Origin of the sequence: Leucobacter sp. 7(1) (assembly GCF_900163635.1) — a bacterium.
GTDB lineage: Bacteria > Actinomycetota > Actinomycetes > Actinomycetales > Microbacteriaceae > Leucobacter.
Genome location: NZ_FUID01000002.1, coordinates 1 through 12,606 on the forward strand (window position 1 = coordinate 1; position 12,606 = coordinate 12,606).

The window sequence follows — 12,606 nt, forward strand, 5'->3', positions numbered from 1 at the left end:
GCCCCTCCATCCACCTTGCCCACCCCACCGCCGAGACCTCAATTTCGCACCTTGCGCGGCAGAGAAAGGTGCAAAATTGGCGTCTCGCGCGGGCTTGGTGCCCCCTGAGCCAGCCGTCCCCCTCAGCGGACCCTCATGCTCCCGCGAGTACGCTCATTGATGCTGCAGGAGGGGCCGCCTCCGTGCCGAGCAGGACGGACCACCCGATGCATTCCCTTTCCCTCCCCCGCGTGAGCGTGATTGTTCCCGTGTACAACGCCATGCCGTACCTCACGGGCGCACTGGAGTCGGTACTCGCGCAGGATCTCCCCGAACTCGAAATCATCGTGGTCAACGACGGTTCAACCGACGGGTCAGGAGCGGAACTCGACCGCTTCGCCGCACTAGATCCGCGCGTCCAGGTGCTACACCAGGAGAACAGCGGCTGGCCCGGGCATCCGCGCAACCGCGGCATCGAACGCGCCACCGGCGAGTACCTGTTTTTCATGGATGCCGACGACACTATGGCCCCGCAGGCACTCCGCAGCATGGTGGAGCTCGCGGAGCGGGATTCGGCGAAGGGCCCGGCCGAGATCGTGATCCCGCGTTTCGCGGGGACCGGGGGCCGACAGGTGCAGTCGCTTTACAGCCGCCATCCGCAGGGCAGGATCTCGATCTCTCGAGCAATGGAGACGCTGTCTCCGCAGAAGCTGTTCCGGCGGGATTTTGTCGAGCGACACGGGCTCACCTTCCCCGAGGAGAAGGTGCGGCTTGAGGACGGAATTTTCGTGGCTCGGGCGTACACCCTTGCGAACCGAATTCTGTTCTGCGGCGCGGACCCGCTCTACTTCATCGCGCTGCGCGACGACGGGCAGAACATCTCCTCCCGCACAATCGACCCCGATGACTATGTCACGTCATGCCGCCGGATCGCGCAGACTTTGCGCGACGGGAGCCCGGACGCGGAGACCGGCGAACGCCTCGTGCTCCAGTTCTTCCAGCGCAAGGGGCTCCGGTTCTATGCTCCGAAGCGGTGGATTCGGATGTCTTCAGAGACGCGTGCGCGCTGGGTTTCCCTCCACGGGGAGTTCCTTAGGGACTTCCTGCCTGAAGCGCGCGATGCAACGCTCTCCAATCCAACCGACCGGCGCAAGTTCGCGCTCATCCGGACGGGCGATCTCGCGGCGCTCGACGCGTTGATCGCGGCCGAGCCGCGTCTCGCACACGCCGCGCGCGCTATCCGGGTCGAGGAGTCTGCGCACGGCCTTGAGTTTCGCGTCTCGCTCCTCCCGGAGGACGCCACCACGCTTTTCCCCGCCGCCCCACCGTCCTCGGCCAGGCTCAGTGCGCTTCGCGCGGTGGACCGACTGAGCACAACCTTTGCGGGGAACCGAGGCGTACGCGGGGCGGGCCGCCGTCTTGCCGAGGCGCTCGCGAGTGGGCTCCCAAGCGCCACGCTGATCCTCAACGGCCGGCGCCGAAATCGTTCGGCGACGCTGAGCGGACGCCCGCTCGGCGTCGACGCGCAGTCCGGGGCCGCGGAGTACTCCTTTTTCTTGTCGGATCAGCTCCTCCAGAGCTTCGGGCGGGATCGCGTAGACATGTGGACCGTCGCGGGGATCGGGCACGGGCTCTCGGGCGGGCGGGTTCGCCTCACCGCGCTCTCGGGCGCGGTGACCGCGGGCGCCTCGGATCGCTGCTACGTGACGCGCCAGGGCAACGCCTCGCTGCGGCTACCGTCAGCCTGAGTCGGCACGCTCAGCACCAGTGTGGTGCGAAGCCGATGAGGCTGCGGATCAGCATCCCGGAGCGCGCGTCACGGAACTGTGTCGTTGTGTGCGTCATGCCGGGTCGACCCGGCCGCCCGTCAAGCTCACCTTCCGCCGAGGTCACCTCTACGGCAACGACGCGACCGCCGGGTGCCGCGCACACGGCACCCACGCGGCTGCCGGTTCCGGGCGGTGAGAACCACACGCGCTCGCCGTCCGCGGTGCGGCGGATCACCTGGCTCCGGTCGGCGCTGGGCAACACCTCGGCCCCGCCTGACACGGTGACGGCACCGTCAGGCGCGGGCAGCAGCAGCTGAAGGGGATCGTCACTCGGAATCCGTGTTGCCGGTTCTCCCAGGAGCGGGTGCGCGCGCCAGCCCTGGCCTGCGGCGTCGCGGATCACGAGCGCGCCCTGTCCGGGCGCAAAACGCCAGTCAGACACGGAAATGGCGGTACCACCCTCGTCTCGGACAACCTCGGAAGCACCCGTCGTGCCACGACCGTCAAAAACAAGAAGGGCGTGATCAAGGAGTTTGCCCTCGACCACAAGCCCAGTTGCGACGACCCCAAACGTCAGCGCCGCCGGATCCGCCCGGAGTTGTGCAAGTGTTCCGTCAGTGTCACGAATGACAGGCTGGAAGGTGCCGTCTGCAATCGCGTAGGTGCCGAGCGCCTGGTGCTCGGATTCCGGCGTGGCCCCATCTTGCACAACCACGAAGCGATCGGGCAGCATCGCATAGTCGTGAATGCTCACCCCCGGGCGAAACTCCGTCGGGCGGCCGCCGCGGACCAGGTCATCACTGACAAAGCGATCCTGCTCGGGGGCGCCCCGCACCAGGGTGGTGACGCGCGCATCGGGTGCCGAAAGCCAGGTGTCGAGCTCGCCGCGCACGCCGGTCGCCGCGCTCGTGACTCCGAGCGTGAGCCGCAGCGTGCTGGCGTAGTCGAGGCGGGTCCCGAGATTCAGGGCAACCGCGGTGCCATCCGTGGAGACGGTAACGGGCACCTCGGGTTCGGTGCGGATGTCCGCGGGCGTGACCTCGGTGACCGGCTGGCTGAGCCTGACGGTGACCCGCGCTTCATCAGTCTCGGTGAGCGCCGCGGGGCGCGATTCGACAGCGATGATGCGCGGGGGTTGCAGCACATTCGCGGCGGCCAGTCCGCCTGCACACAGCAGCACTACGCTGAGGAGGCCGGCGGTGCGGGCGCGGAATCGGCTAGCTGACATACGGATCCTCCGGTTCGGGCACGAGCTCAACGCTCGCGGGTAGGAGCACCGCGGCCCAGCGGCTGGTGACGCTCGGGTTCGGCGCGAATGCCCCGTTCGTCCGAACCCAGTCTCCAGCGGCGAACTCGGCCTGCCAGCCGGGCCTGTACACGGGCACTCCCACGGGTTGCGCATCGACCGCGCAGCAGGTGATGGCATACCGGGTCACGACAAAGAGCGATTCCGGATCGTCGGGATCCGGCGTGATGAATCCGAGGAGCTCGGCCCCACGCCCCGTGACAGCCCCGGAGTCTGGCCCGCGCACCAAGAGCGCCCACTGTCGGATCGTGAGATCACCGTCGTCAAGCTGGGCGAGATCGCTGCTGCCGCCGGATCCCAGCTCGCTTCCGATTCCCGCTCCCTCCGGTGTGGCGCGCTGGGCCACGGCCTCCGGGCTCAGCGTCGCGGGTGGGAGCAGCACGGCCGCCCCGGCAAAGCACAGCGCGAGCACCATGCCTGCCCGCCCACGCCAGCCGCTGGTGTCCTGTGCGCCGGCTTGCGGGGTCCGCTCGCGGGCCCGCATGGCGCAGGCAGCACACCAGACAACGCCCGCGACGGACACCATCACGATGGTGAACCAGACGGAGCGGGGGTGGATGTACCACTCCAGCCGACCGGACAGGGCGAGCGAACTCGTGATCGCTATGCCAGCGACAAGCAGCACGAGCCCGGGGCGGCGGTTCGGCTTAGGCGACAAGATTCATCCCCCACCCGATTGCTGCAGCGCATGCAGCGATTACCCCGGCGAGGAGGGCGATTGTGCGCCCGGTGAATGTAGTGCGCATCAGCGCCACCATTTTCACGTCCATCATCGCGCCGAAGAGCAGGAAGGCCACGATGCTTCCCGGCAGAAACGCGGCGCTCAGTGAGAGTATGAAAAACGCGTCAACGTTGGAACACAGCGAGATCACGAACGCGAGCGCAATGAGCGCCAGCACCGACCACAGCGGGTGCGCGCCGAGCGCAATGAGCGCGCTGCGCGGCACTCCCACCTGAATCGCGCCCGCAAGCAGTGAGCCCAACGCGAGGGCCGGCATCAGCTGCGAGAGCTCCGTGAGGAAGCTGTCCGCGCTGCGGGAGATGCGACTCCCACTCGGTGCGTGCGCGTGCTCACAGGCCGCCCGGAACCCGGGTGCCAGCAGATCGCTCGGCTGCGGATGCGCACTCAACCACCATCCGAGCAGATTCGCGATCACAAATCCGCCACCGATGCGCGCGATCAGAATCCAGGAGTCCCAACCGAACGCGTGGGCGGTGGTGAGAATCGTTACCGGGTTCAGGATCGGCGCAGCGAGCAGGAACGTCATCGCCTCGGCCGGTGCGAAGCCGCGCTGAATCAGGCCGCGCGCCAACGGCACGTTGCCGCACTCGCAGACGGGCAGCACAACGCCGCACAGCGAGAGCACCATGCGGCGGGGCCCAGGGCGGCGAGGCAGGAGGCGTTCGAGTGCCCCGGCGGGGAGCCACACCTGCACAGCGATGGAGAGCAGCGTGCCCAGGATCACGAAGGGCAACGACTCGACAAACACGGCGAGGGCGAGCGTGACGAGGTCGCTCGCCGCCGCGGACAGCCACGGCGCATCGCCCGGCAGGATCGCACGCAGCGCGATCAGCCCGAGAATGGTCGCCCCGCTCCCGACCGCGAGCGCGGCGATGCGGGTGCGGCCTACCGACGCTGGCGGCCGCTGCCGCGCGAGGAGCCTCACGCCGTCGCCATGGAGTCGAGGCGTATGAGCCGATCCGCAGCGGCGATGTCTTCGGGGTCGTGGCTCACGCAACACACAGAAACCCCGCGCTGGGCGGACGCGGCAAGGATCTCCCGGGTTCTCGCACGGCTTGCCGCATCAAGGCCGGCGGCGGGCTCGTCCAGCAGCAGGATCTGCGCACCGGTGGCCAGCCCCTGAGCAATGAGTACCCGTTGCCGTTGTCCACCCGAAAGGCTCGCGAAATCGTGTGCGGAGAACCCTGCGAGGTCCACGGCGGCGAGCGCGTCGGAGACGGCTGCGGCGATTTCGCGCCGGCTTCGTCGCGGCACCCGAGCCAGACTCGTTGCGGCGCTGCGCGCGGCGCGTCGCCCTGGGCGTGCGGCCCCGATCGTGACCGCGTCTGCCACGGTGAGCGGGAGGCCGGGTGGCGCGAGTGGGCGCTGCACCACGAGCGCCACGGGGCTCGCCCGGTGCACGGTGCCCGCGTAGGGCGCGCGTACTCCGGCGAGGATCTCAAGCAGTGTTGATTTGCCGGCACCGTTGGGGCCGGAAATCACGGTGACCGTTCCCCAGGGCACGCTGAGGTCGATCCCTGTCAGCACAGGGGTGTGGCCGTATCTGGCGTGGATTCCGGCGGCGCGAATCGCGGTGTCGTGTTCCATGTCACGAAATCTACCATGTTGAGAATGGTTCTCGTTATCTGTATGGTCGTGTGTCATGCACTGGATTCTCGACGCCCTCGGCACCGCGTTCTTCACTCGCGCCCTCATGGGCGGTGCCCTGGTGGCGATCATCTGCGGCGTGGTCGGGACCTGGGTAGTGATCCGTGGCATGGCGTTTCTCGGGGAGGCACTCGGGCACGGCATGTTGCCCGGCGTTGCCATCGCAACGCTCACAGGAGTGTCGCCCATGCTCGGCGGCGCCGTCACCGCGGCCCTCATGAGCGCACTGATCGGCGCCCTCCAGCGGCGCGGCAAACTCTCCTACGACACAAGCATCGGCCTGCTTTTTGTGGCCATGTTGGCTCTCGGGGTGGTCATCGTCTCGCACTCGGGCAGCTTTGCCACCGACGCGACGGCGCTACTCTTTGGCGACGTGCTGGCGATCTCCGCCACCGATCTCCTGTTCCTCGGAAGCGCGACGGCCCTCACCGTCGGGGTCGCGGCCGCCGGGCACCGGGCCTTCGTCGCGCTCGCCTTCGACCCGCGGATCGCACAGGCTCTGGGGCACCGCATCAGGCTCGCCGGAGCGGCGCTCACCGGACTCGTCACCCTCGCAGTCGTCGCTTCCGCCCAAGCCGTCGGCACACTCCTCGTCGTCGCACTTCTCCTCGGCCCCGCCGTCGCCGCAAGCCCGTGGAGTCGCCAGATCCCGCACCGCATGGCGTTTGCCGGGGCCGCGGGCATCGCCGCGGTGGCACTCGGACTGACGGTGTCCTGGCACGCCGCCACTGCCGCCGGGGCCACGATCGCGATCAGCGCGATCGCCCTCGCCGGGGCGTCGCATCTGGCACATTTCGTCGCCACTCGTCGACGCACACCTCGCCCACACCTGACCGTCACTCCCCTGGAAAGCCACGCATGAACGCCACCCCCCACACCGCTGCCATCGGCACGCTCCTCGCGCTCACCCTGATCGGGTGCACTCCGACCGCCACTCCGCACGCCCCAACCCCTCAGCCCGACGCGCCTCCAACGACCGAACCCGGTTCCCACCACGGCGATATTGCGGGGGCCGAGGAAGTCAGCGAACCACCGTTACACCTCGTCACCATCGACGCACATGGGGCGGTGGGACTGTTCGATCTCTTGAGCGGATCTGAGTCGTCACTCGGCACCATCGCTCCCCCGGTCACCGCCACGAGCGACGGCAGGTACGTCTTCGCTGCCCGCGAAGACGGGTTCGACATCATCGATAGCGCCGCGTGGACGTGGGATCACGGGGACCACTTCCACTACTACCGCGGAACGCCCGCTCTGCTCGGCACCATACCGGGGAGCGGCCTGGGCACCACCGTGGGTGGCCCGCTTGCCACAGCCGGACACTCCGGCGTCTTTTTCCCCAGCTCTGGTGAAGCCGTACTCCTCGACAACGCAGCGCTCGCCGAGGGCCGGATCACGGAATCATTCCGTATTCAGGTGACGCCCCACGCGGGTCTCCTTGCGCCGCTGGGAGATGGTGCCGTTGTCACCGAGGTCGACACCCCCGCAGACGCCGAGAACGGACCCAACCGCGTACGCTTCCTCACCGCCGACGGAACCCCGGCCACCACCTCGGCACCCTGCCCGTCGGCATCCGGTGCCCAGGTGACCCGGGTCGGCGTGGTGATCGGCTGCAGCGACGGGGCTGTTCTGGGCACGATCGACGCGGCGGGAGAGCCACACTTCACGCACATCCCACTCCCCGATCTCAGCGCTGCCCCCGCGACGGAGTTTGCGGGCCGCAAGGGTCGTCCCGCTGTCGCCGGGCTCGGCACAGATTCGGGATTCTGGCTCCTTGACACCCGCGCCCAGGGCTGGAAGTGGACAGCAAGCGATGTCCCCCTCATTCGCGCGGTCGCAGTGGACGACGCGGCAGGCCACGTCGTGACGCTCGATCAGGACGGTCGCGTACGCGTGTTCAGCGCGGGGGTCGAGCGTGCTGTGACGGCACCGCTCCTCACCGCGGCGGACCTCACGCAGGCAGCCGAACCGGCGATCTCCCTCACTGTCGATGCGAACCGGGCCTATCTCGGCTCACAGGAACTTGGGACCGTGTTCGAAATCGACTTCGCGGATTCCGCACGCATCGCCCGCGAGCTTCGTCCCGCAGTCGGACCGACCCTCCTCGCGGAGACCGGACGATGAGCGGGGCACCGCAACGTCAGGCTGCGGCGACCCGATCCGCTCGCCTCGCCACCAGCCTCGCGCTCAGCGCGCTTCTCGCCATGACGGGGTGCGCGCCGGCCACTGTCGAAGGTGACACCGCAGCCTCGAACGCGCCGACAATCGTGGTCACCACCAACATTTTGGGCGACGTCGTCGCGAATATTGTGGGCGACGCGGCAGCGGTCACGACGCTGATGCGGCCGGGCGCAGATCCGCACTCGTTCGAGATCTCAGCTCCGGAGGCCGCGGCGCTTGACGAGGCCGATCTCGTTGTCGCCAACGGACTCGGACTCGAAGAGGGCGTACAACATCATCTGGATCGAGTGACCGAAGCCGGCGGTGCAGTATTCGTCGCCGGAGACCACATTACGCCGCTGGGCGCGGGGTCTAGGAGCCCCGGCAGTACCGCTGACCCGGCGACCCCCGATCCGCACTTCTGGACCGACCCACAGCGCATGCAGGAGGTCACCCTCGCCCTCACCGACACACTCACGAGCGGCGCGCTCACCGGTCTTGGCCCAGCCGCCCGTGCCGAGATCGCCGAGCGAGGTGCCGCGTATCGGGCGGAGCTCAGCGCACTCGACCAAGACATCGCAGACCGATTTGCTGCGATCCCCGCCGAACGACGAACTCTCGTCACCAACCACCACGTGTTCGCATACCTCGCGGAGCGCTACGACTTTCATGTCCTCGGGACCGCGATCCCGGGCGGCACGACACTCGCGGCGCCGAGCGCTGCCGACCTGAAAGACCTCGTGGACACCATTACCGAGGCGGGTGTCCCCACGATCTTCGCGGAATCGTCCGCGCCGGATCGACTCATGCGGGTGCTTGCCGATGAAGCCGGGATCGAGGTTCAGGTCGCGGAGCTGTTCACCGAGTCGCTGTCACCCCCGGGCGGCGGGGCAGAGAGCTACACCGAAATGCTCACCACCAACGCCGCACGCATCGCAGACGGCCTCGACAACTAGACCCCGGCCGCGCAGCGGCCACCCATCACACACCCCTCAGAAAGGGACCGAATGATCCACGCATCACACCCCCGCACACAGGCGCCGCGCCAGCCGCGCCAGGCGCGCCTCATGCTCACGATTGCCGCGAGCGCTGGGCTCGCACTGTTGGCCACAGGCTGCAGCGCCTCCGTCGACACGGGCGCGGAGAACACACAGGGCGCCGCACCAGTCGCGTCGACTCAGCGCCTCGCGGTCACCACGGCCGGCGGCATCACGGTGCTCGACGCGAGTGAACTTGCCGATGGCACGCTCACCGCGGTCGACAGCCTCGACACTGAGGAGTTCACTCGCCTCAACGCGTTTGGTGACGGACGCCATCTCCTTGTCACCACCTCGCAAGGATTCGAGGTACTCGACACCCAAAACGCCGAGCTCACCGGACTCGTGTTCCCCGCGACCGCAGCGGGTCACGTTGTGCGCCACGACGGCCACACTGTGCTGTTCGACGACGGCACCGGGCGCACCACAGTGCTCGAGTCACACGCCCTCACCGCGGACAACACTTCGATGCCGGAGAACCAGGTTCACGAGGCAGCTGCCCCGCACCACGGGGTATCAATCGTGCTCGGTGACGGAACACTGTTAACCACTGTCGGCGACGCCAACGCGCGCAGCGGTGCTGCCGCGCTTGAGGCACACGACGATCACTGGCACGAGCACGTGACCTCACACGACTGCCCCGGAATTCACGGAGAGGGCACCGCGCAGGGCGAGGCTGTCGTGTTCGGCTGCGAGAACGGTGCGCTCCTCTTTACCGACGGGAAGTTCACCAAGCTCCCGGCTCCCGACGCCTATGGCCGGATGGGCAACGCGTTTGTGTCGGAGGAGAGCCCACTTGTGGTCGGCGACTACAAGAATGATCCGGACGCCGAAGGTTACCTCCTCGAGGCGGTCACCCTCATCGATACCGAGGCCAAGACACTGCGGGTCGCCGAGCTGCCGGACGACGTGCGGTACACCTACCGCGACGTTGTGCGCGGGCCGAAGGGCCACGCCTACATCCTCTCGACGGACGGCTCCATCCACGTGCTCGATGCCGCGTCGGGAAAGATCGTGGACACGTTCCCCGTTATTGACCCGTGGACGGGCCCTGCTGACTGGCAGGATGCGCACCCGACGATCGTCGCAGACGGCGATATCGCCTACGTCACGGAACCAGCGAGCCGCGCCGTGCACGCGGTAGACCTCACGACGGGCACGACCCTCGCGAGCGTCACGCTCCCGGACGCCCCGAACGAGATCGCGGTCGCGCTCGGATAATGATCACCCCGGGTGGTGGGTGCAGCACACTCAGGCGTGCCGCACCCACCACCCCGTCGCAGTCAGACGCGTTCCGACGCGCTACGCGCCGACGCGCACCAGCATCTTGCCGGTGTTCGCCCCGCGTAGCATGTCCAAGAACGCGTCGACAGTGTGCTCGATCCCGTCCACGATCGTCTCGTCGTACACGATGTTCCCCTGCCCCATCCACTCGGCCATCCGGCCTTGGAATTCGGGGGCGAGGTCAAGGTGCTGACCGATAGTGAAGCCTTCGAGGCGCAGTGCGCGAGTAATGATGTTCGCGAGGTTCGAGGGGCCCGGAACCGGCTCTGACGCGTTGTAGCTCGAGATCGCCCCGCACAACGCGGCGCGGCCGCCGTCGCGGAACGCATCGAGCGCGGCCCCCAAGTGATCGCCGCCCACATTGTCGAAAAACACGTCGATCCCGTCGGGTGCCGCGGCCGCGAGCAGCGCACTCACATCGCCGTCGCGGTAATTGAACGCGGCGTCGAAGCCATACTTCTCTGTCAGTAGCGCCACCTTCTCCGGCGTTCCCGCGGAGCCCACGACCCGGCCAGCCCCGAGGAGCTTCGCGATCTGCCCCACGGCGGTTCCCACCGAGCCAGCAGCCCCCGACACAAACACCGTGTCCCCCGGCTGCATGGAGGCGATCCGGGTGAGTCCCGCGTAAGCTGTCAGTCCCGTCATCCCCAGGATGTGCAGTCGGAGGGACAGGGGGACCCCTGGGAGATCCGGCACCACTCGGAACCTTGCCGCGTCACCCTGCACCACGTCGGCCCAGCCGTGCTGGTGCAGCACCGCGGCACCCACCGGCACGTCCTCCGCCGCCGAGGCGACTACGCGCCCCACGGCACCGCCGAGGATTGTCTCCCCGAGTACGTAGGGTGCAACATAGCTGCGCGCGTCATTCATGCGACCACGCATGTAGGGATCAACAGAGACGAACTCGTTGCGCACACGGATTTCCCCGGGCTGGAGTGGTCCCAGCTCGATCTGCACGGTGCGGAAGTTTTCCGCGGTTGGCCATCCGGCCGGGCGGGAGACGAGCTGGACCTGGGTGCTGATGTCGTGTGTGTCGTGTGTGTCGTGTGTCATGCGAGACCTCCTCGGTGGTGGGTGAACATGGGCGTGCCAGCCCGCGCTGGCACGCGGTTAGTGGGCGGTGAGCAGAGCGATCGCGAGCAGCACCGTGCTCAGTAGCGGCAAGACTCCCTGCTTGAGCGCGGCCGCAGCCTGGGCGCGGTTCGAGAGCACCAATACGAGGCTCGCGGCAAGCATCGATCCAACACCAGTAAGCACAAGCGTGAGGCCCACGGCCGGTGATCCCGCCGCGGTAACACCGATGCCGAGTCCCACCGCGATCGCGAGAAACAGGTTGTAGAAACCCTGGTTGAAGGCAAGCTCCTTCGTGGCTGCGGCCACGCTCTGCGAGGTTCCGAATGTGGCGCGAGCGCGGGGGCTGAGCCACGCGATCGATTCCAAGTAGAAAATGAACACGTGAAGCACCGCGGCGAGCGCCGCAAGGACAAGACCGGTGATGAGCATTGCGCCCCCTCTGGAACATGGCCGCTATGCGACCCTTTCTGTAATGACTATTCCAATATATACTGAACTGGTCGTTACGGAAAGAGGAATTGTGGCGCGAACCCCAGCATTCGATCGCAATACGGCTGTACACGCCGCCCTCGACGTGTTCTGGCGCGTCGGCTTTGAAGCCGCATCCATTCCGGATCTTGAGCGCGCCACGGGCCTGAGCCGCTCCAGCATGTACAACACATTCGGCTCAAAGCGTGGACTTTTCGACGCCGCGGTGCAGTTCTACCTCGACCGCGTGGTGCGCCCCCGGCTGCAGCCACTCAACGCCGACCCCACAACGCCGGACGCGATTGACACCTACCTCGCCGGCCTCCGTGACGCACTCGCTCGGCCCGACTCGCTCCCGGCACTGGGCGGGTGCCTCCTCATCAACACAGCGGGCTCCCCCATCGCAAACGACCCGGTTGTCGCCGCGACGATCGCGGCATACCGCGCAGAGCTCTTTGCCGCGATCCGGCACGGGATCAGCGCCCGCCTGCCCGAACGCGAGCCCGCGACAATCGATCGCCTGGCACACGCATGCACGGGCCAGGTGGTGGCGGCGTTCGCGCTTGTGCGCGTCTCAGGCGCCGAGGCGGCACGGGCGCTCACGACCGCGCTCGAACTCATCGCCGCGAGCGAATAACGTGTCCGACCAGACTTCAGCGGGCGACGATCCGCACGAGCCCGGTCCCATCCGGGCGTGGACACCGGCCGCAGCGACCAAGGCCGCGAGGTGAGGGATTGTCACGTCGTCGCCCGTTTGATCCGACCCGTTTGGATCGGATCCCGCGTCTCCGAACGTTTCATCGCCCTCGCCGAAATCATCTTCCGGTTCCTCAGGAGCACAGTCCTGACCCTCTTGCAGGTCGACATCTTCGGGATGTTCCGAGCCTTCAGCAACATCGGAATCGATAGAGCCACCGGAGTCGTCGGAACCCTCAGGCTCGAAAACCTTGGCGTCTTCCGCACTGTCGGGAACTGAGCGCCGCAACCCAGAGAACTCGGTGACATGCCACGCCGCAGAAAACACAGTTTCTGCGCTCAGATAGGGGCTTCTCAACCGCTCCGAAAGCGAGAGCGCGCCACGGATCGTGAGTTCAACCTCCGCGAGCACGTCTGGGGCCACTGCTGAGAAGCCTCGGCTTC

Annotated in this window: 13 protein-coding genes; 7 read left to right on the forward strand and 6 right to left on the reverse strand. The window is 67.5% G+C overall.

From position 1 onward, the window contains the following. Nucleotides 1–230: 230 nt before the first annotated feature. Nucleotides 231–1,727: a glycosyltransferase family 2 protein gene (locus tag FM113_RS00085; protein ID WP_254908785.1), complete on the forward strand. Its 1,497-nt coding sequence runs from the start codon at nt 231–233 to the stop codon at nt 1,725–1,727. A 10-nt stretch (nt 1,728–1,737) separates the two neighbouring features. Here FM113_RS00085 and FM113_RS00090 read toward each other — a convergent pair whose 3' ends face one another. From FM113_RS00090 to FM113_RS00105, 4 genes are read right to left on the reverse strand one after another with little or no spacing between them, the layout of a single operon-like run. Then, nucleotides 1,738–2,976 (reverse strand): hypothetical protein, encoded by a 1,239-nt coding sequence (locus tag FM113_RS00090; protein ID WP_087010295.1) that lies wholly within the window; start codon nt 2,974–2,976, stop codon nt 1,738–1,740. After that, a complete protein-coding gene (locus FM113_RS00095; RefSeq protein ID WP_176387015.1) occupies nt 2,966–3,712 on the reverse strand; it encodes a TIGR03943 family protein in 747 nt (248 codons plus the stop codon). The genes FM113_RS00090 and FM113_RS00095 overlap by 11 nt, the downstream gene beginning before the upstream one ends. Beyond that, nucleotides 3,702–4,721, reverse strand: coding sequence for a permease (locus tag FM113_RS00100; protein ID WP_254908786.1), 1,020 nt, complete (start codon nt 4,719–4,721; stop codon nt 3,702–3,704). The genes FM113_RS00095 and FM113_RS00100 overlap by 11 nt, the downstream gene beginning before the upstream one ends. Further along, entirely contained in the window at nt 4,718–5,383 is a 666-nt protein-coding gene (locus tag FM113_RS00105; RefSeq protein WP_254908787.1) for an ATP-binding cassette domain-containing protein, read from the reverse strand. The genes FM113_RS00100 and FM113_RS00105 overlap by 4 nt, the downstream gene beginning before the upstream one ends. Before the next feature lie 55 nt (nt 5,384–5,438). On the opposite strand from FM113_RS00105, the gene aztB reads away from it, so the two are divergent. The 4 genes from aztB to aztD are packed head-to-tail and all read left to right on the forward strand — an operon-like array spanning nt 5,439 to nt 9,861. After that, nucleotides 5,439–6,305 (forward strand): zinc ABC transporter permease AztB, encoded by an 867-nt coding sequence (aztB, locus tag FM113_RS00110; protein ID WP_087010298.1) that lies wholly within the window; start codon nt 5,439–5,441, stop codon nt 6,303–6,305. Continuing rightward, nucleotides 6,302–7,567 carry a hypothetical protein gene (locus FM113_RS00115; protein ID WP_087010299.1) on the forward strand — a complete coding sequence of 422 codons (1,266 nt, stop codon included), beginning with the start codon at nt 6,302–6,304 and terminating at the stop codon, nt 7,565–7,567. The genes aztB and FM113_RS00115 overlap by 4 nt, the downstream gene beginning before the upstream one ends. Beyond that, a complete protein-coding gene (locus FM113_RS00120; protein WP_087010300.1) occupies nt 7,564–8,559 on the forward strand; it encodes a metal ABC transporter substrate-binding protein in 996 nt (331 codons plus the stop codon). Before FM113_RS00115 ends, FM113_RS00120 begins: the two co-directional genes overlap by 4 nt. Before the next feature lie 51 nt (nt 8,560–8,610). Next, nucleotides 8,611–9,861 (forward strand): zinc metallochaperone AztD, encoded by a 1,251-nt coding sequence (aztD, locus tag FM113_RS00125; protein ID WP_254908788.1) that lies wholly within the window; start codon nt 8,611–8,613, stop codon nt 9,859–9,861. A gap of 81 nt (nt 9,862–9,942) precedes the next feature. Here the strand turns inward: aztD and FM113_RS00130 are convergent, their stop codons facing one another. Further along, entirely contained in the window at nt 9,943–10,977 is a 1,035-nt protein-coding gene (locus FM113_RS00130) for an NADP-dependent oxidoreductase (RefSeq protein WP_087010301.1), read from the reverse strand. A gap of 57 nt (nt 10,978–11,034) precedes the next feature. After that, complete coding sequence (locus tag FM113_RS00135) at nt 11,035–11,427, reverse strand: DUF1304 domain-containing protein (RefSeq protein WP_087010302.1); 393 nt, start codon at nt 11,425–11,427, stop codon at nt 11,035–11,037. A gap of 91 nt (nt 11,428–11,518) precedes the next feature. Between FM113_RS00135 and FM113_RS00140 the strand changes: the two genes are divergently transcribed. After that, entirely contained in the window at nt 11,519–12,103 is a 585-nt protein-coding gene (locus FM113_RS00140) for a TetR/AcrR family transcriptional regulator (RefSeq protein WP_217895927.1), read from the forward strand. Between the two features lie 57 nt (nt 12,104–12,160). After that, on the forward strand, nt 12,161–12,442 hold the full coding sequence (locus FM113_RS00145) for a hypothetical protein (protein WP_087010304.1): 282 nt from the start codon (nt 12,161–12,163) through the stop codon (nt 12,440–12,442). Nucleotides 12,443–12,606 lie beyond the last annotated feature (164 nt).